General features: G+C 63.5%; 21 protein-coding genes. 12 read left to right on the top strand and 9 right to left on the bottom strand.

Features of this window, described 5'->3' with window-relative positions; all coding sequences use genetic code 11:
- The first annotated feature begins 101 nt into the window (after positions 1-101).
- Positions 102-836: a cytidylate kinase-like family protein gene (locus tag LPW30_RS01175; protein WP_025280306.1), complete on the top strand. Its 735-nt coding sequence runs from the start codon at positions 102-104 to the stop codon at positions 834-836.
- Entirely contained in the window at positions 833-1,315 is a 483-nt protein-coding gene (locus tag LPW30_RS01170) for a F0F1 ATP synthase subunit epsilon (protein ID WP_238624032.1), read from the top strand. The genes LPW30_RS01175 and LPW30_RS01170 overlap by 4 nt, the downstream gene beginning before the upstream one ends.
- Before the next feature lie 19 nt (positions 1,316-1,334).
- Here LPW30_RS01170 and LPW30_RS01165 read toward each other — a convergent pair whose 3' ends face one another.
- From LPW30_RS01165 to LPW30_RS01145, 5 genes are all read right to left on the bottom strand, one after another.
- Entirely contained in the window at positions 1,335-2,300 is a 966-nt protein-coding gene (locus tag LPW30_RS01165; RefSeq protein ID WP_239679865.1) for a M14 family metallopeptidase, read from the bottom strand.
- Positions 2,301-2,327: 27 nt separating this feature from the next.
- The gene (locus LPW30_RS01160; RefSeq protein WP_025280309.1) at positions 2,328-2,831 is read right to left on the bottom strand and encodes a DinB family protein; all 504 of its coding nucleotides are present in this window, start codon (positions 2,829-2,831) and stop codon (positions 2,328-2,330) included.
- A 13-nt stretch (positions 2,832-2,844) separates the two neighbouring features.
- Positions 2,845-3,234 (bottom strand): DUF3775 domain-containing protein, encoded by a 390-nt coding sequence (locus tag LPW30_RS01155; RefSeq protein WP_025280310.1) that lies wholly within the window; start codon positions 3,232-3,234, stop codon positions 2,845-2,847.
- A 91-nt stretch (positions 3,235-3,325) separates the two neighbouring features.
- The gene (locus tag LPW30_RS01150; RefSeq protein ID WP_084307043.1) at positions 3,326-3,652 is read right to left on the bottom strand and encodes a DUF2288 domain-containing protein; all 327 of its coding nucleotides are present in this window, start codon (positions 3,650-3,652) and stop codon (positions 3,326-3,328) included.
- On the bottom strand, positions 3,649-4,044 hold the full coding sequence (locus LPW30_RS01145) for a thioredoxin family protein (protein ID WP_025280312.1): 396 nt from the start codon (positions 4,042-4,044) through the stop codon (positions 3,649-3,651). The genes LPW30_RS01150 and LPW30_RS01145 overlap by 4 nt, the downstream gene beginning before the upstream one ends.
- A 200-nt stretch (positions 4,045-4,244) precedes the next feature.
- On the opposite strand from LPW30_RS01145, the gene LPW30_RS01140 reads away from it, so the two are divergent.
- Genes LPW30_RS01140 through LPW30_RS01130 form a run of 3 tightly spaced genes read left to right on the top strand, consistent with a single transcriptional unit; the run spans position 4,245 to position 6,550 of the window.
- On the top strand, positions 4,245-4,583 hold the full coding sequence (locus tag LPW30_RS01140; protein ID WP_239679864.1) for a PepSY domain-containing protein: 339 nt from the start codon (positions 4,245-4,247) through the stop codon (positions 4,581-4,583).
- Positions 4,584-4,586: 3 nt separating this feature from the next.
- The gene (locus LPW30_RS01135; RefSeq protein ID WP_025280315.1) at positions 4,587-5,273 is read left to right on the top strand and encodes a response regulator transcription factor; all 687 of its coding nucleotides are present in this window, start codon (positions 4,587-4,589) and stop codon (positions 5,271-5,273) included.
- Positions 5,270-6,550, top strand: coding sequence for an ATP-binding protein (locus LPW30_RS01130; RefSeq protein WP_239679863.1), 1,281 nt, complete (start codon positions 5,270-5,272; stop codon positions 6,548-6,550). Before LPW30_RS01135 ends, LPW30_RS01130 begins: the two co-directional genes overlap by 4 nt.
- Before the next feature lie 4 nt (positions 6,551-6,554).
- Here LPW30_RS01130 and LPW30_RS01125 read toward each other — a convergent pair whose 3' ends face one another.
- The 3 genes from LPW30_RS01125 to LPW30_RS01115 all read right to left on the bottom strand — a co-directional run bounded on the left by LPW30_RS01125 (position 6,555) and on the right by LPW30_RS01115 (position 9,265).
- Positions 6,555-6,854, bottom strand: coding sequence for a hypothetical protein (locus tag LPW30_RS01125; protein WP_025280317.1), 300 nt, complete (start codon positions 6,852-6,854; stop codon positions 6,555-6,557).
- 50 nt (positions 6,855-6,904) lie between these two features.
- On the bottom strand, positions 6,905-8,086 hold the full coding sequence (locus LPW30_RS01120; RefSeq protein WP_239679862.1) for an alkaline phosphatase family protein: 1,182 nt from the start codon (positions 8,084-8,086) through the stop codon (positions 6,905-6,907).
- 105 nt (positions 8,087-8,191) lie between these two features.
- Positions 8,192-9,265, bottom strand: a complete 1,074-nt coding sequence (locus LPW30_RS01115; protein WP_025280319.1) for an alkene reductase — start codon at positions 9,263-9,265, stop codon at positions 8,192-8,194.
- Between the two features lie 180 nt (positions 9,266-9,445).
- Between LPW30_RS01115 and LPW30_RS01110 the strand changes: the two genes are divergently transcribed.
- The 4 genes from LPW30_RS01110 (at position 9,446) to pufB (ending at position 12,922) form a co-directional block, all read left to right on the top strand.
- Positions 9,446-10,594 (top strand): FAD-dependent oxidoreductase, encoded by a 1,149-nt coding sequence (locus LPW30_RS01110; protein ID WP_239679861.1) that lies wholly within the window; start codon positions 9,446-9,448, stop codon positions 10,592-10,594.
- A 35-nt stretch (positions 10,595-10,629) separates the two neighbouring features.
- Entirely contained in the window at positions 10,630-12,276 is a 1,647-nt protein-coding gene (locus LPW30_RS01105) for an alpha/beta hydrolase (RefSeq protein WP_239679860.1), read from the top strand.
- Positions 12,277-12,518: 242 nt separating this feature from the next.
- Entirely contained in the window at positions 12,519-12,731 is a 213-nt protein-coding gene (gene pufA / locus LPW30_RS01100) for a light-harvesting antenna LH1, alpha subunit (protein ID WP_239679859.1), read from the top strand.
- Between the two features lie 50 nt (positions 12,732-12,781).
- Positions 12,782-12,922: a light-harvesting antenna LH1, beta subunit gene (gene pufB, locus LPW30_RS01095; protein WP_239679858.1), complete on the top strand. Its 141-nt coding sequence runs from the start codon at positions 12,782-12,784 to the stop codon at positions 12,920-12,922.
- A gap of 267 nt (positions 12,923-13,189) precedes the next feature.
- On the opposite strand, the gene LPW30_RS16100 is transcribed toward pufB, so the two are convergent.
- Positions 13,190-16,444 carry a response regulator gene (locus LPW30_RS16100; RefSeq protein WP_338018804.1) on the bottom strand — a complete coding sequence of 1,085 codons (3,255 nt, stop codon included), beginning with the start codon at positions 16,442-16,444 and terminating at the stop codon, positions 13,190-13,192.
- Between the two features lie 220 nt (positions 16,445-16,664).
- Here LPW30_RS16100 and LPW30_RS01080 point away from each other — a divergent pair, with 220 nt between their 5' ends.
- Genes LPW30_RS01080 through cobJ form a run of 3 tightly spaced genes read left to right on the top strand, consistent with a single transcriptional unit; the run spans position 16,665 to position 18,783 of the window.
- A complete protein-coding gene (locus LPW30_RS01080; RefSeq protein WP_239679857.1) occupies positions 16,665-17,297 on the top strand; it encodes a precorrin-8X methylmutase in 633 nt (210 codons plus the stop codon).
- Positions 17,294-18,028, top strand: a complete 735-nt coding sequence (locus LPW30_RS01075; RefSeq protein ID WP_338018803.1) for a precorrin-2 C(20)-methyltransferase — start codon at positions 17,294-17,296, stop codon at positions 18,026-18,028. The genes LPW30_RS01080 and LPW30_RS01075 overlap by 4 nt, the downstream gene beginning before the upstream one ends.
- On the top strand, positions 18,025-18,783 hold the full coding sequence (gene cobJ, locus LPW30_RS01070) for a precorrin-3B C(17)-methyltransferase (RefSeq protein ID WP_239679856.1): 759 nt from the start codon (positions 18,025-18,027) through the stop codon (positions 18,781-18,783). Before LPW30_RS01075 ends, cobJ begins: the two co-directional genes overlap by 4 nt.
- Positions 18,784-18,936 lie beyond the last annotated feature (153 nt).

Raw genomic sequence — 18,936 nt, 5'->3', positions numbered from 1 at the left:
AGCGCGTCGGATCCTTTTGCAGCTGGCATTGGCAGTGGGTTATTCATTGTGAGCAGGCACACGTTGTACCATGAATCCTCGGACAAGGCCGAAGGTGGTGCATGCGCGACGTCAACGAACTGCTGCAGCGTTATATTCGTACCCAGTCACGGGAGATTGATCCCGACCGGGGAAGGGCTGCGAAAACGCCACCCCTGGTGGCTGTCTCCCGGGATTACGGCGCGGGCGGTGAGCAGGTGGCCCGCCTGCTGGCCGAGCGGTTACAGGTGGAGTTTTTTGACGAGGAACTGCTGGATCGTGTGGCCAAGCACGCCGAGCAGGACCGCAATCTGCTTCGGGAACTGGACGAGAAGGTTTCTGCCTGGAAGAGTACCTGGGTGTATTCCGTGCTCTCCGGCGATGCCTATTTCCTCACCACCTACCGGCGGGCACTGGTGGATGTCCTGTTGGCCATCAGCCCCAAGGGCGGGGTCATCGTGGGCCGGGGCGCGCATATCTTCCTGCGGGATCGGGGGGCCTTTCGGGTTCGCATTGCCGGCTCCCCCAGGCATTGTGCCGTGCGCGTGGCCCTGGATGAGGATCTGCCGGAGGCCGAGGCCCGGGAGAAGGTGGAAACCATCAATCATCAGCGCGAACAGTTTCTCTGGAACATGGTGCAGCGGCGCACCAACGACTTCCACCAATTCGATCTGGTGATCAACACTGACAAGCTTCATGACTGGGATAAGGTGGTCAATTTGATTCTCAATGCCATGGCAGACGCCGGCATCCAGGTGCCGACCCAGCCCACCAGTGGCAGTGGTGCGACCAAGGGCAAGGGCAGGAGACGTGTGTGACCGTTAAAGAGCAATCCGTACCGTTGACGGCGACCATGGATCTGGAGATTGTCAGTGCTGAGGCAGCCTTGTTCAGTGGCTCCGTGCACAAGGTCTGCCTGACGGGCACCGGCGGCGAATTGGGGATTTTCCCCGGCCACTCTGCACTGCTCACGCCCATTGTCCCGGGCGTGGTGCGTTACCTGCCCGAGGGGAAGACCGAGGAGGATCTGCTGTACATCTCCGGTGGCATGCTGGAGATCCAGCCCCATCGGGTGATCGTGCTGGCGGATACTGCCCTGCGCAGCGACGAGATCGACGAGAAGGCGGCCCTGGAGGCCAAGCGTGACGCCGAGGAGATCATGCGCGAGAGCGTGCTGTTCACCGACCGGGATGCCGCCCATGCGGAATTCCTGCGCGCCGTGGCGCAGCTCAAGGTCCTGGATGGAGTGCGGCGGAAGAAGAAGAAAAACGGACGATCAGCACAGGGCACGGAGTGACCTGCTCAGGCTCTTGTCCTCAAAAGCGGTCGCTGAGCTCTGCCCGGTAAAACCACTCATTGCCCGGCAGGGCGTTGGGGTTGGGGAAGACGATGAAACCGTCACAGGGGGCCACCACGGGCTCGCCGGTATGCCGGTGACCGATCTCGTCACCCGCCTGGACCGGGTCAAAGCTTCCCCAGGCTCGCGTGAAACGGTCTTCTGGGTGATCCCGGTCGATCACTTCCACCAGTTGCAGGACTTCCACATCCTGACGGGGCGTGGGGGCGGGGAGATCCAGCAACTGCAGGTGTGCCAGGGTGTTGATGATGGCCTGATAGGCCACCTCAGGTGCGTTCGGGTCGTCGTGCTGTCCGCACTCCAGCGTCACCGCATAGCCCCCATGGGCCCGCATGAATTCGGTGGTGCCGATGCCATAACCGGGGTCGGTGCTCAGCATCTGAGCCCGCAGGCTGGCGTTGGGGTTGCGCAGGCGCCGCGCCACGCCCCGGGCGTAGGTGTCCAGCCAGCCCTCCACCATGCGGCGCACCCCCAGGCAGCGGGCCAGGGCCTGTTCCGCTTCGGCCTGCTGAAAATACTCCAGCTCGGAGTCATTGTTACGCGGGCCCAGCATCACGAAGGGCTCGCCGCCGGTATGGAAGGAGTGCAGGTCCAGCAGCACGTCATGGGCCTGGAGCAACGGCCCCAGGCGGTTGGCGATGCGGTCCTCGAAGTCTTCCGGGGTATCCGTGAGGCGAAAGTTGCGGTTCAGATTGCGTTCGCCGTTGCGCTGTTCCAGTTGCCAGGCCAGGGGGTTGGTGATGGGCACGAAGGTCAGTGTGCCCCGGGCCAGTTCCCTCTTCCCCGCGTCCAGTTCCTGCATCATCCGGTGGATGGCCTGGGTACCACAGGTCTCATTGCCGTGCACGGCCCCGAGGACGATGAGACGAGGGCCGGTCTCCAGACCGTGATAGGTAATGGATTTCAGGGCAGAGGGTTGTTTCATGGCTCGGGCCTCGGAGGCGGGGTGGGATCAATCGGCGATGCCGGGCATGGCCAGCATGTCCAGCGGGGCCAGATCCACGTCCGACTGTTCCAGCAGTGCCGTGATCTGCCCTCGCTGAGTGGACTGGCGATGCAGCAGGTTGAGCAGGCACTCCCCCAGCACCAGCGTGCACTCCCGGGGTTCATGATCCAGGGTAAAGGTGATCTTCTTGTCCAGGTTGGGGTAGGCCAGGCTTTGAACGAAGTTCATGATCTCGCTGTCCGTGCGCATGCGCTCGGCGCGCAGCAGACCGTATTCGGTATAAAGCACCTGATCCGGAGAGCGGTAAACATAGGGCTTGTCCAGCATCCGCCCCAGCCAGATGCGATCCTGAAGCAGCATCTGGTTGAAGATGCCGTGAATCGATCCCTGTGTACCAAACCATTCTGTCTTGCGCACTTCGTCCTGCAGGCCGTCGCAGTGCTCCAGCAGTTGGGCGTGGGCCCAGCGGCTGTAGCGGGCCTGAAGTCGCAGGGAATAGAGGACGTCCATCAGGGCTTTCCGATCAGTCGTCTTCGCATGAGTGGCCGAGCATGGCCAGGCCCTCGGCCAGGTAGTCGGCCCCCATGGGCGTGGCCAGCAGGTAGTCAGCGGTGCGCGGCGTCCAGTTGGACTTGGCCTCTTCCAGCGCCAGATCCCACTCGTCCTCGCTGTAGTCGCCGCGCCCCAGCCACATCAAGGCCACCATGTTGGCCTGAAGCTCGGGCTCCAGTTCCTCCACGGTGTTCTTGAGTTCCAGGTAAACCACGTTGTCGGCGTGTTCTTCCAGGGCCTCTTCAATCCAGTCGTCGGCCTGGTGATCCGGTTCCTCGGGCATCATCACGTCTTCCTGGGCGTGAAACTCCCTGGCGTGACTGATGAACCAGCACACCAGGTTCGGGCTGATCTGCAACATGGGTTTTCCCCTGATGACGTGTTAACCCGGGATGATAACGGATCATGTCGGCTCCCGCATGGGGGCCCATTCCATGGAGCCCGCGCGCGGGTCAGATCTCCCGCACCAGCACCCAGGGGGCGACCACCACCGCCTCGAATCGGGGTTTGCGTGCCTCCCAGTCCTTGGCGTGATCCACATCGGCGCGGGCCAGAAGGCCCTGGGTGAGCAGATCCTGCACGCGAAGTTTGTCGTCCTGCACCAGGTGAATGGCAGCATCCAGCAGGGGGAGCTCTTCGGCCACATGCAGCACCACGCCGCGGGCAAAGTGCGGCTGCAGTTCCGGCCAGGTGATCGGGCCCTTCTCGGGCTCCAGCAACTGGCGAATCTCCTGTGGGGTCCTCGCCTGGACGGTTTGGGGTTGCGTTGGCTGGCTCACGGGGCCTCCACGAAGTCACGGATGGTCTTCTCGTCCTTGGCCCCCATCATCACTTTTTCGATCCGGCCCTCCTGAACACGCATCAGGGTGGGGGTGCCCATGACCTTGAAGCGGCGTGCCACATCCGGTCGCTTGCTCACATCCACCTCGATGATGTCGAAGCGCTCATCCATCAACGGCTTGAGGATCGGCCAGACCTGTTTGCACATGCCGCAGCGGGGGCTGTGAAAGTAGAAGATCAGCCGCGGCTGCGCCTTCTGGGCCTCGCTGAGCAGGTCGGTCATGTCCGGGGCCACCCGCCCCTGCATGCCCTTGGAGCGGTACAGAAAGGCGAATTGTCCCAGCAGGAACAAGGCGATGAGGCTGACGATGATCCAGGCGGTGGAGTCCATGGAGTGGGTCCTGATTCGGGCGTTGAGGGCCAGCGGGTTCAGCCGGCATTCAGCACGACGGGCGCAGAGTGTAGATGCACGGGCCCGCAGTTAGGCTGATGACCGGTCTTGCGGGGATATGGTGCCACAGACCATCCTTCAGAGGAGAGCCGGGGGGTGGTTGATGCGCCTTTCGTCCGCGGACTGGTAAACTCATGGCCATGATCCACTGCATCCCACATTCGCTGCCCGGCAAGGTCATCCCGTTGCTCGGGATGTTGTGCCTTTGCCTGTGCCTGGCGGCCTGGGGTGCGGTCCATGCCGGCACCGGGGTGACCTACCCGGGCGCCGGTGCCGGCCACGCCCTGCAGGTGGCCCAGAATGGCCCCGTCACCCTGGACGAGGCGGTGGCCCAGGTACAGGAGCAGACCGGGGGGCGGGTGCTGTCCGCCGAGACACAGGAGCATGAGGGTCGACAGGTGCATCGCATCCGGGTGCTCATCGAGGATCAGCGGGTGCGACATATCCTGGTGGATGCGGCCACGGGGGAATGGCTCTAGCCCATGCGCGTGGTGGTCATCGAGGATGAACCCTCCCTGCTGGCCCAGCTGCGCCAGCGCCTCGAGGACGAGGGCTGGATGGTGGATACCAGTAGCGATGGCCGCGATGGGCTCTACCGCTTGATGGAATACCCCGCCGATGTGGCGGTGGTGGATCTGGGGCTGCCGGAATTGCCGGGACTGGAAGTGATTCGCCGTGCCCGGGCCCAGGGACGCCGGCTGCCCATCCTCATTCTCACCGCCCGCGGTCAGTGGCAGGAGAAGGTGCAGGGGCTTGAGGCAGGCGCCGATGACTATCTGGTGAAACCCTTTCACATGGAGGAGCTGGTGGCCCGCCTCAAGGCCCTGGCGCGTCGCGCCGTGGGCAGTACCGACGACTGCCTCAGCCTGGGTCCGCTGGTGCTGGATACCCAGGCCCAGAAGGTCTCCATGGAGGGGGATGCCGTGGCCCTCACCACCTTCGAATACCGCCTGCTGGAACACCTGGCCCGACACCCCGGGCAGGTGCTGTCCAAGCAGGCGCTCACCGACTATCTCTATCCCCATGACGAGGATCGGGACAGCAATGTGCTGGAGGTGCTGATCGGGCGCCTGCGGCGCAAGCTGGACCCACAAGGTCGTCATGCGCCCATCGAGACCCTGCGTGGCCGGGGCTACCGCCTGACGCTGCGCCCCGACGGGGACCCATGAACTCCCTCACGCTGCGCGTGGGCCTGATCGCCGCCCTGGTGGTGGCCATCTTCGCCGGACTCACAGCCCTGGCCCTGGAGCGGGCCTTTCGTGACAGCGCCACCCATGCCCTGGAGGAGCGCCTGCAGGCTCAGTTGTTCATGCTCATGGGCACCGTGGAGGTGGATGCCGGGGGCGCCGTGAGCATGCCGGAGCGGTTGCCGGATGCGCGTCTCACCCTACCGGATTCGGGGCTCCAGGCCCATGTCACCGATGCCCGCGGGCGCATCCTCTGGCGTTCCCCCTCAGCGCTGGGCCTGCCCATGGGTGTCGGTATGGAAGATCGATTCCTGGCCCGTATGACCGTGGACTGGGAGACACCCGGCGGACTGGTGCCGTTGACCTTCACCGTGATGGAGGATCGATCGGGGCTGGAAGCGCAGTTGAGCGAGTACCGGCGGAGTCTGTGGGGCTGGCTCGCCGTCCTGGCAGTGCTGTTGCTGGCGGCCCAGTCCCTGGCCCTGTATCTGGGACTGATGCCGTTGCGTCGGGTGGCCCGGGAACTGCGGGCCATGGAGCAGGGCGATCAGGGTCAGATCACCGGCCACTACCCGGCAGAACTCAAGCCCCTCACCGATAACCTCAATACCCTCATACAGCAGGAGCGCGCTCAGCTGGCCCGTTACCGGGACGGGCTGGCCGATCTGGCACATAGCCTCAAGACCCCGCTGGCGGTGTTACGCGGCAGCCTGGAGCAACGGTCCGATACCGACAGCCGGCAGGCACTGGAACAACTGGAGCGAATGGATCGCATCGTGGCCTACCAGTTACAGCGGGCAGCCACCTCGGGGCGCAGCGCCCTGGCCGCACCGCTGGATGTGGCCCCGGTGATGCAGCGCCTGGCGGACACCCTGAACAAGGTCTATCGGGACAAGGGGGTGGCGTTTTCCATGCAGGTGCAGCCAGGCAGCCATTTTCGGGGCAATGAAGGGGATTTGATGGAGGTGCTGGGCAACCTCCTGGATAACGCCTGGAAGTTCTCTCGCCATCGGGTGAGGGCCTGGGCGGAGCACCGGGGGCGGGTGCTCGAGATCCGTGTGGAGGATGATGGCCCGGGCATCCCCGCCGACCGTGTGCCAGCCATTCTGGCGCGTGGGGGTCGGCTGGATGAGGAGGTGCCCGGGCAGGGCATCGGCCTTGCGGTGGTCAGCGAGATCGTGACGGCCTATGGGGGGGATCTGCGGGTTGAGGACTCGGAGTTGGGTGGGGCGGCGCTGGTGATTTGTCTCCCGGGTTGACGGGTCAGGCCCTGCCCACGTTGAGATCGGTGGGGGAGTGGAAGTAGTCACTTTCCCGAGCGTATTGTTCCAGGTCCTTGAGCAGTTGGGCCAGGCGTTCCTCGGCGGTGCTGATGGCGGCGCATTCCTCGCAGAGCGGGTCACCGCAGGGCTGGCGGGTATACAGCCAGTAGTGGACCGCGCCGGCCAGCATGCCGTCGGCGATCTCCCACAGGTCGGCCTGGGGGTCCTTTTCAGTGAGGGTATTGGCCAGTTCCACTGTCTGGCTGGCGGCGCTGTCGAACAGGGTAGGGGCTTCTTTCATGGCGGTGTCCTGTTCCATGTGGGTGGGCAGCCCATGATAACACGCCCTTTTCAACACACCGTGCGGGCCAGGGGAATGTAGAGCTCCCGGGGATCGAGTCCCCCATGCACGCCCACCATGTCGTGGGGCTTCTGTCCCGGGATGCGGTCGTGGATGATCCAGCCAGGGTGCATGATGAGCGCAAAGTCACCGATGCGGGCCTCCAGTTCCGGGTGGGGCACTCCCGGGCCGAACCAGCCTTGTTCCAGTAAATCGCGGCTTGGCAGCACGGTGCAGGCATGACCCAGCTCCGCTTCAACGCGCTGCTGGAACACCTCGTGATAGCCATGGCGCACATAGGCCCAGGCCACGCGGGGCTCGCCACACAGAGGCAGGGCCAGGCAACGGCTGATCTCGGGGTAGGCGCTCAAATCCAGGCGCTGCAGGACGTCCACCATGCCATGATCGGCGGTGACCACCAGCAGGGTATCGGTGCCTGCCAGGCGTCGTGCCAGGCGCGCCAGTGCCTCATCCACGCGGGCCAGCTGGTCCCGCGTCTGGCGTGAGTCCGGTCCATGATGATGGCCCAGCGTGTCCAGTTCCGACCAGTAGGCGTAGACATAGCGGGTCCCGGCACGCCCGCGGATGGCAGTATCCACCCGATTGACCATGTCCTCCAGGCGCTTGAAGGGCAGCAGGCTGGCCTTGCCCAGGTGAAGCTTGTTGTAGGGGGTACGGGCGATCTTTTCCGGGGCCGCCATGGCTGACGGGCCCGGGATGCGATCAAAGAGGGCTCGATGACCCAGCACTCCCCTGAGGTCCAGGTTCAACCTGTCATAGCCGACTCCGCCATGGCGGGGAGTGCCCGGCAGCACAGCCAGTACGGAGCCCAGCTCCCGAAAATGCACATACCAGCCACTCAGCCCATGCTGGGCTGGCGCGTCGCCGGTGAGCACGGTGGTGACACCGGTGGCCGTGGTGGTGGGGAACACGGAGTGAATGGCCCCCCGGCGATGGGTGTTCAGAAAGGGTGCCGGCTGACTCTTGAGGAACTCATCGCCCAGGCCGTCCACCACCACCAGGACCACATGCCGGTGGCCAGATATCTCATCGGGGGGCAGGAGTCGAAGCGGGGGGAGCGACGGGGAGGGCGTACCGCCCAGCCCCGTGATGAGGGACGACATCAGGTTGGCCAGGCTGCCGCCCTGATAATCGGGTGGGTCGGGGAGGGGGTGTCGGGAAGGTTCTGACATTTCCCAATGCTAACTCTCATGCATCACGGTGGCGAGTCACCCCCGATGATGAAAGATGCGCTCCAGGCCCCTCTCTCTTGCGGGGAGAGGGGCTGGGGCCGGGCTTCAGCCATCCAGCTTCGGGTAGTCCACGTAGCCCTCGGGGCCGCCCGAATAGAACGTATCCTTGTCCGCCTCGGCCAGCGGCGCGTTGCGCCGGAACCGCTCGGGCAGGTCCGGGTTGGCAATGAACGGTGTGCCGTAGACGGCCGCATCCGCGCGCCCCGACTGAATGAGCGCTTCCCCGCTCTCCCGGGTGAGGCCGCCGCCCACCAGATAGGCATCGCCACGGAAACGGGGCTTGAGCAGGCCGTGGTAGTCCACATCGGTGCCGAACAGGGCCACGTGCAGGTAGGCCAGCCGGTAATCTCCCAGTTGATCCACCAGGTAGCCATAGGTCTCCTGGGGGTTGTCGTCATGGATGTCGTTAAAGCCCATCTCCGGGGCGATCTTGATGCCGATGTAATCGCCGCTGCGCACGGAGGTCATGGCCTCCAGCAACTCCAGGATGAAGCGGGCCCGGTTTTCGACGCTGCCACCGTAGTCATCGGTACGCTGATTGGTGCTTGAGCACAGGAACTGTTCCGGCAGATAACCGGAGGCCGCATGCAACTCCACACCATCGAAGCCCGCCTGGAAGGCCATGGCGGTGGCAATGCGATAGTCCTCGATGATTTCCTCGATCTCGTCCACTTCAAGCGCCCGGGGCGTGACGTGCGGCTTGAGGCCCTCGGCGGTGTAGGATTGCCCCTCGGGGCGCACCGCCGAGGCGGATACCGGCGTGGCCCCTCCGGGCAGGAACGAAGGGTCGGAAATGCGCCCGGCATGCATCAACTGCAGCACGATGGAGCCGCCAGCGGCGTGGACCGCCTCGGTCACCTTGCCCCAGGCGTCCACCTGTTCCTCGGTGTAGATGCCGGGGGTGCGGATGTAGCCCTTGCCCATGGGGCAGGGCCAGGTGCCCTCACTGATGATCAGCCCCGCCCCGGCGCGCTGGGCGTAGTACTGGGCCATCAACTCCGTGGGCATGCCATCATCATCGGCCCGGGAGCGGGTCATGGGGGCCATGACGATGCGGTTCTTCAGATCCAGGGCGCCAGCATACAGTCGGGAAAACAGATCGATGTCTTTCTTGGGCATGATGCCTTCCTGCCAGGATGGGGTTGATCACTAAGGGATGAAAGCCAGGCCGGAAGTCTAGCAGGATTCGGCGGGGTGGCATGCACCCCGAGGGGCTTGGCTGGAAGCCCTGGCGCCCGTGTGCCTGGGAGGGGGGAAGGGTCTATCATGGGGGTTCACCCATCCACGCAAGGGATTACCATGGCAGGCACTCTCATCCTGGGTACCGGGCTGGCCGGTTACAACGTGGCGCGGGAATTGCGCAAGCACGACACATCCACTCCGCTCACCCTGATCACGCAGGATGACGGCGAATACTACACCAAGCCCATGCTTTCCAATGCCCTGACCCAGGGCAAGACCGCCGAGTCCCTGGTGCAGCAGTCGGCGCAGGACATGGCGCGGGAACTGGACGCGGATATCCGGGCACGCACCACGGTGGCGTCCCTGGACACCCGGGCACGCAAACTGTGCCTGGAATCGGGTGAATCACTGGAGTTTGACAGCCTGGTGCTGGCTGTGGGGGCCAGCCCCATCGAATTCTCCTACGAGGGTGACGGCGCAGGGGACATCATGACCGTGAATTCCCTGGCGGATTACGCCCGTTTCCGGAGGACCCTGGAGGGTGTCGACCGGGTGGCCCTCATTGGTCCGGGATTGATCGGCTGTGAGTTTGCCAACGATATCTCCGGCAGCGGGCGCCAGGTGGAGGTGATCGGGCCGGATGCCTATCCCCTGGGTCGGCTGGTGCCCGAAGCGGCGGGCCGCGCCCTGCAGCGGGGTCTGGAGCAATCGGGCATCACCTTTCACCTGGAGACGGTGGTGACGCGGGTCGATCGTGAGGGTGATGGTTATTGCCTGCACCTGAAGAACGGCGACAGGATTCGGGCGGGAGCCGTGCTCTCTGCCATCGGGCTGCGCCCGCGCACGGCCCTGGCCGAGGCGGCGGGACTGGAGGTGAACCGCGGGATCGTGGTGGATCGTCACCTGACCACCTCCGCGGAGGGGATTCATGCCCTGGGCGATTGTGCCGAGGTGGAGGGGCAGGTTCTGCCCTATGTGATGCCCATCATGCAGGCTGCCCCCGCCCTGGGTCGCACCCTGGCGGGGGAGCCCACGGCGGTGTCCTATCCGGCGATGCCGGTTCGGGTGAAAACACCGAGTCATCCGGTGGTGGTTTCACCGGTCTCGCCGGATGCCCAGGGACAATGGTCCGTGGAAGAGGTCGGGGAGGGGGTCAAGGCCCTGTTCCATGACGAGCGGGGCCAATTGCTGGGATTTGCACTCACCGGTCGGGAAGCCACTCGCGAGCATCAGGCGCTTGCCCGGCAGTTGCCCGCGATTCTGTAAAATATCCACCACACGATCTTTCAGGTATGGGTTTCATGGGTGTGTATGCCAATCGACTGGCCCGGTTGTGGCGCCAGTTCTCTGTGGTGGGCCTGCTGGTGGGCACGCTGTTCTTTGCCTTCTCGCTCACCCCCAGTCTGGTACCCCGTCCCTTTCTGGTTCAGGGGCTGATCTCCGGTTTGTCCTTCACCGCCGGTTATGCGGTGGGCTTCTTTGGCCGGTGGTTGTGGTCCTACGTGGAACTGCCCGTGCCCGGGCCGCGGGTGGACTGGGTCATCAAGATCCTGGCCACGGTGATCTGCTCGGTGGTGGCGGTGACTTTTCTATGGCAGGCGGGGGAGTGGCAGAACGCCCTGCGGGCGCTCATGGAGATGGAAGAGGCCGGCGGCGTGCAGCCGGTGAGTGTGGGCCTGATGACCCTGGTGGTGTTCGTGATCCTGCTCACCCTGGCCCGCCTGTTCAAGCACACCTTCCGCTTCCTGGCGCTGTGGCTGGGGCGCTACATCCCTCAGCATGTTTCCAATGTGGTGGGTGTCCTGGTGGCTGCCGCCCTGTTCTGGTCGGTCATTGATGGCGTGATCTTCTCTCTGGCCCTGCGCGCTGCCGACAACTCCTACCAACAGGTGGATGCCCTGATCGAGGATGAACTGATCCGGCCCACGGATCCCCTCAAGGCGGGCAGCGCGGATTCCTACGTGGACTGGCGCGATCTGGGGCGTCAGGGTCGCAATTTCGTTTCATCCGGGCCCGGAGCCTCGGACCTGAGGGCGTTCTTTGGCGAAAACACCATGGAGCCCATCCGTATCTACGTGGGGCTCAACGCTGCGGAAACGAAAGAGGAACGGGCCGATCTGGCCTTGAGGGAACTCAAGCGGGTCAACGCCTTCGAGCGTTCCGTCCTTCTACTGGTGACACCCACGGGCACCGGCTGGGTGGACCCCGCTGCGCTGAACCCGCTGGAGTATCTGCACCGGGGGGACATCGCCACGGTCACCGCCCAGTATTCCTATCTGCCCAGCGCCCTGTCATTGATGGTGGAGGGCGAGTATGGCGCCGAAATGGCCCGGGCCCTGTTCGAGAAGGTGTATGGGCACTGGTCAAGCCTGCCCGCAGACGAACGCCCGCGGCTCTACCTTCATGGTCTGAGCCTGGGAGCGCTCAATTCGGATCGTTCCTTCGATATTTACGATGTGATCCAGGATCCTTTCCATGGCGCCCTGTGGAGTGGCCCCCCATTTCGCAGCGAGACCTGGCGCAAGGCCACACGGGAGCGTGACCCGGGCACGCCGGCCTGGCTGCCCAGCTTTCGCAATGGGGACGTGGTGCGATTCATGAACCAGCATCAGGGGCTGGATCGCTACGAGGGCGAGTGGGGGGCATTCCGCATCGCCTACCTGCAGCATGCCAGTGACCCCATCACCTTCTTCGATCCGGAGAGCTTCTACCGGGAACCCGAATGGATACGGGAACCCCGCGGACCGGACGTGTCGCCGGATCTGCGCTGGTATCCCATCGTCACCATGCTGCAACTGGCAGCGGACATGGCAGCCGGGTCAACGCCAGCTGGCTTTGGTCACACCTTCGCGGCAAGTGACTACATTGATGCCTGGCGGGTGCTGACCGAACCCGAGGGTTGGAGCGAATCGGATATCGAGCGTCTCCGGGCCCTGTTCAGCGACTAAAAATCGACCCTGGCAGGTCGCCCCGTTGACGTGGCTCAAGCTTTTGGGAGTCTTGCGGGAGAGTTGGGCTTGTCGGTGTATCGGTGCCTTGACATCCCCCTGTGTCCTCGTAGACTTACACCCCAACGCCAGCCCGGTGGCGCAGCCTAAACGGGTTTGGTGAGACAAAGTTTGAGTAGTTGTGGCGAGTGCAATGACCCGGATCTCGCACGAGATCCGGAAAAACCAAGAGGACTAATGAAATGAGCGAATACAAACCGAGCAAGCCGAGCAACCCCAGAGACGACTGGAAGCTGTGGCTGGTGGTGAACCCCGGCACTTGGCTGATCCCCCTGCTGATCACCTTCCTTGCTACGGCGCTGATTGTGCATTCCTTCGTGTTTACCCACGAAGCCTACAATCCGCTGACTTATGATGTGTCTGCGGAAGTTGCTGCTGAAGAAGCTGCTGAGTAAGCGATTACACCGCTCACTCAAGCCATCGACCTAATCAGAGGATCATCATCATGTATGACAACAGCATCTCCGGTCTGACCGAAGAACAGGCCAAGGAATTCCACGAGCAGTTCAAGACCACCTTCACCGTGTTCATGGTGCTGGCTGCTGCTGCTCACTTCCTGGTGTTCCTGTGGAGACCTTGGTTCTAAGGTCTGAATCGCTGTTTCGATGAAGCAGCGGTGCGGGTAGAGGAGTGACTGATTCGCCCATCAATGATCGACTGTGACTTTTGCAGAGGCCAGTTGATCGGCGGCGAATCAGGCTCCTCTACCGTTCCCAGAGGACTTGAAGCCGAGTTTGACTAAATTGCTCGGGTATTGCAACCCCTCTCGGCGAAAAATGACCAACACGCCTCCCCGGCGTGAGTTCTGACCCCCGCCCCCCCTTAAGTATTTACGCAGAATGTACCCGGTGCCCTACTGGCCTGAGTGGAGTCCGACCTGATTGCGTCCGGATGCCTTGGCCTTGTAGAGGGCTTCATCGGCGAGGTTGATGAGTGCCCCAGGGTCTCCCTCATGGAGTTTCGGCCGCGCCGAGGCCACGCCCAGACTCACAGTGAGATGGGTGTGAGTGCTTGAGGCGGCATGTGGAATACCAAGCGCCAGAATGGCTGCCCGAATCCTCTGGGCCACGGTCAACACACCCTCCCTGTTGGTTCCGGGCAGAACACACACAAATTCCTCTCCGCCGTAGCGGGCCACCAGATCCGTGGTGCGCGGCAGGGTATCGCTCAGCGCACGGGCCACCGCCTGCAGGGCATCATCGCCCGCCACATGGCCATAGTGATCGTTGAAGGGCTTGAAGTGATCGATATCCAGCAGGATGAGCCCGATGCAACCGCCCGTGCGACCGGCATGGTTCCACTCCTGCATGAGTACGTCATCGAACTGGCGTCGGTTGGCGATGCCGGTGAGACCGTCGATGCGGGACAAGCGTGCCAGCGTGTCCCGCTGGCGCTTGAGTTCGATATGGTTGCGTACACGTGCCTCGACAATGGCGGGGAGAAAAGGCTTGGTGATGTAGTCCACGGCGCCCAGTTCCAGGCCTTTGCGTTCTTCCTCCTGCTGATCCTTGGCCGTGACAAAGATGACCGGGATGTCCTGGGTGGCTTCCAGCGCGTTCAGGCGCCGACAGACCTCATAACCATCCATGCCCTGCATCTTGATATCCAGCAGAATCAGGCCGGGTCGAAGCGACTCCGCCCGCCTCAGTGCCTGCTCGCCATCGATGGCGACGCTGACCTGATAACGCCGGTCGAGGATGTTATGCAGCAGTTGAAGGTTGATGCGGCTGTCATCCACCACCAGAACCCTGGGTCTTTCATCCAGGCCTGGTTCGTTATTCTGGTTGTCACCCGCCACCTGATCGAGCAAGGGTGCCAGGGCCCGTGAGGCCTGCTCGAATTCAAAGTCCTCCAGAAGCTCGGCCAGCTGTTTCAGCACGGCGGACCCCTCAAGCAACGCCGCATCCTGCAATTGCGCCAAAAGGTCCGATGCCTCCGGGCTGCAGGCCGCCAGCTGCGTGGCCAGGGTGCGCAGACGTTCCACGAGGGATCGCCCCGGGGCTTCTGGGTCACGTGGGGTGTGCTTCAAGCCCTGTTCATCAACGGCCCTGGGAAGCCACTGCGACAACACCTGGTGCATCTGTGCCGGATCGATGGGCTTGGCAATGAAATCATTCATGCCGCTGGCCAGGCACCGTTCCCGGTCCTCGGCCATGCTATGGGCGGTCATGGCGATGATGGGCAGATTATCCAGGGCCTTTTGACTACGGATCCAGCGGGTGGTCTCGTAACCATCCAGCACCGGCATCTGTATGTCCATCAGTATCAGGTCGAAAACCGATTGCGACAGTTGTTTCAGTGCCTGTTCGCCATTGTCTGCCAGGCTCACCGTCAGGCCCATGCGCGTCAACAGCGCCTGAGCCACTTCCTGGTTGAGCAGGGTGTCTTCCACCACCAACACCCGACCGACAAGGCGCTCCCGGACACGGGGGGGCTGGGTTGAACGGGCTGCGGGACAAGCGGCCTTGGGAAGTGTCAGCTCGAACCAGAATTCACTGCCCTTGCCCTGCTGGCTTTGTAGCTGGATCTGCCCGCCCATGAGCCGGGTCAGGTGCTGGGATATGGACAGTCCCAGGCCGGTACCGCCAAAGCGGCGGGTGGTGGAGGCATCGGCCTGGGAGAACGGCTTGAACAGCCGCGCCTGCTGATCCAGCGGTACCCCGATCCCCGAATCATGGACTCCGAAGCGCAGGCGGACGGAGTCCTGGTCATCCTCCAGCAGGTCCACGCAGAGGCGTACGTACCCCTCGGGAGTGAACTTGATCGCGTTGGCCACCAGGTTGGACAGGATCTGGCCCAGGCGCAGAGGGTCACCGATAAGCAGGCGAGGCACGTTCGCCGGGCACACGACCGAGAGTTGCAGGCCCTGGTTCTCGGCCTGTGCGGAAAAGCCGGAGACCACGTTGTCCAGCACCGTGGACAGATCAAACCGGGTTCTCTCCAGTTCCACCCGATTGGCTTCTACCTTGGATAAGTCCAGGATGTCATTGAGCAGGCCCAGCAGATTGTCGGCAGACTTTTGCAACTTGCTCAGGTAATCCCTTTGTTGTTCGGAGAGGCCCGTCTGGGCAAGCAGGTGACCCATGCCCGTGATGGCATTCATGGGGGTGCGGATCTCGTGGCTCATGTTGGCCAGGAAACGACTCTTGGCCAGGGTGGCCGCCTCCGCAGCCTCCTTGGCCTCACGAAGGGTGCGATCTGCCTCTCGGCGGGCGAAGGCACCGGCGAAGATCTGCGCGATCGTCTTGAGCAGACCAATCTCGTTCTCGCTCCAGGTGTAGGAGCGATCCACGATATCCAGGCCGCAGAACCCGGTCAGGATCTCATCGTTGAACAGGGGCAGGGCCAGCAGGGAGCGGATGTCCTGAGACTGCAGGATTTCCCGTTCTCCGGCGGCCTCGTCAGGGATGACGGACACATCCGGCAGATGCAGACAGCGGGCCTGACGCAGTCCGGCAATGAACCAGGGTGATTCCGAGGCCGGGAAGTGGGCCATGTGCCGGATCTGAGGCGTCACGCCTTCGGCACACCACTCGTGTGTGTTAATCAGTACCGCGCCTTCCTCCTTGAACTGGAACACGTAGGCACGACTGGCCTGGAAAAACCGGCCCATGCTGGCCAGGGCCTCATCCACGGCCTCATCCACACCGTCGTGTGTGGCGCTGACGAATCGGGCAGAGATATCCGAGACCATCGCCTCGAATTGCAACTGCCGTCTCAGGTTGGCCTCGGCCTGCTTGCGATCATCGATCCGGTTCCAGGCCGCATGGAGCAGATTCTCACCGTCGTGCTGAATCCAGGTGAGCAATACTTCCATCCAGGTGTCACGACCCGCACGGGTCCGATGCACCCATTCGAAACGGTGTGAGCCACGCGCCATGGCGGTGGCATTCATCTCGAGGGCCTTTTCCAGGGATTGACGTCCGTCCGGCTGGGTGGGAGGGGAAAACAGGCCGGGACTCAGGTTCAGCAAATCCGAGCGGTCGTCGTAGCCCAGCATCTGCACGGCCGCCTGATTGCAATCCACGATCAGGTCATTGGCGATCAGCAGCATGCCATTGGCGCTGTGCTCGAACAGGGCTGGAATGAGTGCCTGATGGAGTTTCACTGAATCCTTGCACCTTTTTCTTTTTTCAGCTGCGGAGTCACCGCAGCGTTCATGTACGAGACTAGTCTCACGGTATCAGTTGCGTTTGATCAAGACGACACAGGGTGCAAGGGGCGGGATCAGTGGCAGGCCGGGCGTCGGATGATTGCCCCTGGCGGTTGGACTCGCTAAGCTTGTTGCCCCGCTTTCGCCCACTGCGGCGCCGTCCGCATACGACTCCATGCCCCATACCTACGACTATATCAAGGATGGCCAGGCCATCTACGCCAAGTCCTTTGCCACCATCCGTTCCGAGGCACGCCTCGATCGGTTCAATACCGAGGAGGCCCGGGTGGTGGTGCGTGTCATCCATGCCTGCGGGATGGTGGACGTGGCTGAGGAGGTGATCTTCTCGTCCCGCGCCGCCCACGCCGGGCGCGAGGCCCTGCTGGCAGGCAAGCCCATTCTGTGTGACAGCCAGATGGTGGCGCATGGGATTACCCGTGCGCGGCTGCCGGCGGATAATCCGATCCTGTGCACCCTGAACGATCCCAAGGTGCCCGAGCTGGCCAGGCAGATTGGCAACACGCGTTCTGCCGCCGCCCTGGATCTTTGGGGTGAGCACATGGACGGGGCCGTGGTGGCCATCGGCAATGCCCCGACGGCGCTGTTTCACTTGCTGGAGCTGATCGACGCGGGTGCGCCGCGCCCGGCCCTGGTGATCGGTATGGCAGTGGGGTTTGTGGGGGCGGCAGAGTCCAAGGACGCCCTGGCGGCCTATCCGGGGCTGGAGTCTGTGATCGTGCGGGGCCGTCTGGGGGGCAGCGCCATGGCCGTGGCTGCGGTGAATGCCCTGGCCAGTGAGAAGGAATGATGCCGACCGGCACCCTGTACGGCATCGGTCTGGGCCCCGGTGACCCGGAGCTGATCACTCTCAAGGCCCTGCGTCTGCTTCAGGCGTCACCGGTGGTGGCGGCCTTCTCCAAGGCCGGGCGCACCGGGAATGCCTGGACCATTGCCGCCCCCCATCTGCGGGAAGATCAGGCCCGTCTGCGCCTGGAGTATCCCTTCACCCTGGAAGTATCGGTGACCGATCCCCGTTATCACCGGGAGATGGGGGTGTTTTACGAGGCGTGCGCGGCGCGATTGGCGGAGCACCTGGAGGCGGGCCGGGATGTGGCGGTAATCTGCGAGGGGGATCCTTTCTTCTATGGCTCGTACATGTACCTCCATGATCGTCTGGTGGAGCGTTTCCCGGTGCAGGTGGTCCCGGGCATCACGGGCATGAGTGCCTGCTGGACGCAGGCCAATACGCCGATCACTCATGGGGATGATGTGCTGACGGTGTTGCCGGGTACGCTCCCTGAAGACACTCTGGTGGAGCGTCTGGCCCATACGGATGCCGCCGTGTTCATGAAGGTGGGCCGTAATCTGCCGCGGGTTCGTTCGGCTCTGGCTCGTGCGGGGATGCTGGAGCGGGCCTTGCTGGTGGAGCGGGGTTCCATGGAGGGGGAGCGGGTGCAGCGGCTGGCGGAGCGCGCCGAGGATGAGCCGGCGCCTTATTTCACCATTGTGCTGGTTCCCGGCAGACAGGGGGTACGATGAGCGGTTGTGTGGATATCATTGGTCTGGGGCCAGGTGCCGAGGATCTGCGCTGTCCTCGGGCTGCCCGGGCTCTGGAGCAGGCCACGGATCTGGTGGGTTATGTGCCTTATGTGGAGCGCGTGGCCGCGGATATGGGGCAGCGGGTCCATGGTTCGGATAATCGCGAGGAGATCATGCGGGCGCGTCTGGCGCTGGAGCTGGCGGAGCAGGGTCGTCGGGTGGCGGTGGTGTCTTCCGGCGATGGTGGTGTCTTCGGTATGGCGGCGGCGGTGTTCGAGGCCATGGATCATGGGGAGCCGCAGTGGCGGGATCTGGATGTGCAGGTGTACCCGGGGGTTTCTGCGGTGCTGGCGGCGGCGGCGCGTCTGGGTGCGCCGTTCGGGAATGATTTTTGTGTGATTTCTCTCTCGGATAATCTGAAGCCGTGGGGGGTGATTCTGAACCGTGTGGAGGCGGCGGCTCAGGTGGGGTTTGCGATGGCCTTTTACAATCCGATTTCGAAGTCCCGACCCTGGCAGTTGGGGGAGGCGCTGGATCGGTTGCGGGTGCATTTGCCGGGGTCGGTGCCGGTGATGTTTGCCCGCGCGGTGAGTCGTCCGGAGGAGCATGTGGCGTTCACCACTTTGGGTGATGCTCGCCCGGAGCAGGCGGATATGCGCACCCTGGTGATCGTGGGCAATGCGGAGACGCGGCTGATCGAGCGTGCCGGGCGTGATCCCTGGGTGTATACGCCGCGGAGTGTGGGTGGGGGCTGACTTGGTCCTCTGCCTGGTTTTTGCTTCGGTGGTGGTTCCCCTCATCGGGGCCGCATTCCTTGCGGCGGGACGCCGTGAATACATCCCTGTAGGCTTGGCCACCGCATCCCTGCGGTGAACACCCGCCTCCAGGAACCCGCCCCCGCTGAGGGG

Origin of the sequence: Ectothiorhodospira variabilis (assembly GCF_022227625.1) — a bacterium.
Taxonomy (GTDB): Bacteria; Pseudomonadota; Gammaproteobacteria; order Ectothiorhodospirales; family Ectothiorhodospiraceae; genus Ectothiorhodospira; species Ectothiorhodospira haloalkaliphila.
The sequence above is the reverse complement of the archived record's forward strand: the minus strand, read 5'-3'. Positions and strand labels throughout refer to the sequence as shown.

Coding starts and splice junctions, on each gene's coding strand:
- LPW30_RS01160 (WP_025280309.1), bottom strand. CDS start 2,831: ATGGACGTCCTCTATTCCCTGCGACTTCAGGCCCGCTACAGCCGCTGG.
- LPW30_RS01130 (WP_239679863.1), top strand. CDS start 5,270: ATGAACTCCCTCACGCTGCGCGTGGGCCTGATCGCCGCCCTGGTGGTG.
- LPW30_RS01155 (WP_025280310.1), bottom strand. CDS start 3,234: ATGTTGCAGATCAGCCCGAACCTGGTGTGCTGGTTCATCAGTCACGCC.
- LPW30_RS01105 (WP_239679860.1), top strand. CDS start 10,630: ATGGGTGTGTATGCCAATCGACTGGCCCGGTTGTGGCGCCAGTTCTCT.
- pufB (WP_239679858.1), top strand. CDS start 12,782: ATGTATGACAACAGCATCTCCGGTCTGACCGAAGAACAGGCCAAGGAA.
- LPW30_RS01175 (WP_025280306.1), top strand. CDS start 102: ATGCGCGACGTCAACGAACTGCTGCAGCGTTATATTCGTACCCAGTCA.
- LPW30_RS01135 (WP_025280315.1), top strand. CDS start 4,587: ATGCGCGTGGTGGTCATCGAGGATGAACCCTCCCTGCTGGCCCAGCTG.
- LPW30_RS01075 (WP_338018803.1), top strand. CDS start 17,294: ATGATGCCGACCGGCACCCTGTACGGCATCGGTCTGGGCCCCGGTGAC.
- LPW30_RS01115 (WP_025280319.1), bottom strand. CDS start 9,265: ATGCCCAAGAAAGACATCGATCTGTTTTCCCGACTGTATGCTGGCGCC.
- LPW30_RS01125 (WP_025280317.1), bottom strand. CDS start 6,854: ATGAAAGAAGCCCCTACCCTGTTCGACAGCGCCGCCAGCCAGACAGTG.
- LPW30_RS01080 (WP_239679857.1), top strand. CDS start 16,665: ATGCCCCATACCTACGACTATATCAAGGATGGCCAGGCCATCTACGCC.
- LPW30_RS01120 (WP_239679862.1), bottom strand. CDS start 8,086: ATGTCAGAACCTTCCCGACACCCCCTCCCCGACCCACCCGATTATCAG.
- LPW30_RS01110 (WP_239679861.1), top strand. CDS start 9,446: ATGGCAGGCACTCTCATCCTGGGTACCGGGCTGGCCGGTTACAACGTG.
- cobJ (WP_239679856.1), top strand. CDS start 18,025: ATGAGCGGTTGTGTGGATATCATTGGTCTGGGGCCAGGTGCCGAGGAT.
- pufA (WP_239679859.1), top strand. CDS start 12,519: ATGAGCGAATACAAACCGAGCAAGCCGAGCAACCCCAGAGACGACTGG.
- LPW30_RS01145 (WP_025280312.1), bottom strand. CDS start 4,044: ATGGACTCCACCGCCTGGATCATCGTCAGCCTCATCGCCTTGTTCCTG.
- LPW30_RS01165 (WP_239679865.1), bottom strand. CDS start 2,300: ATGAAACAACCCTCTGCCCTGAAATCCATTACCTATCACGGTCTGGAG.
- LPW30_RS01140 (WP_239679864.1), top strand. CDS start 4,245: ATGATCCACTGCATCCCACATTCGCTGCCCGGCAAGGTCATCCCGTTG.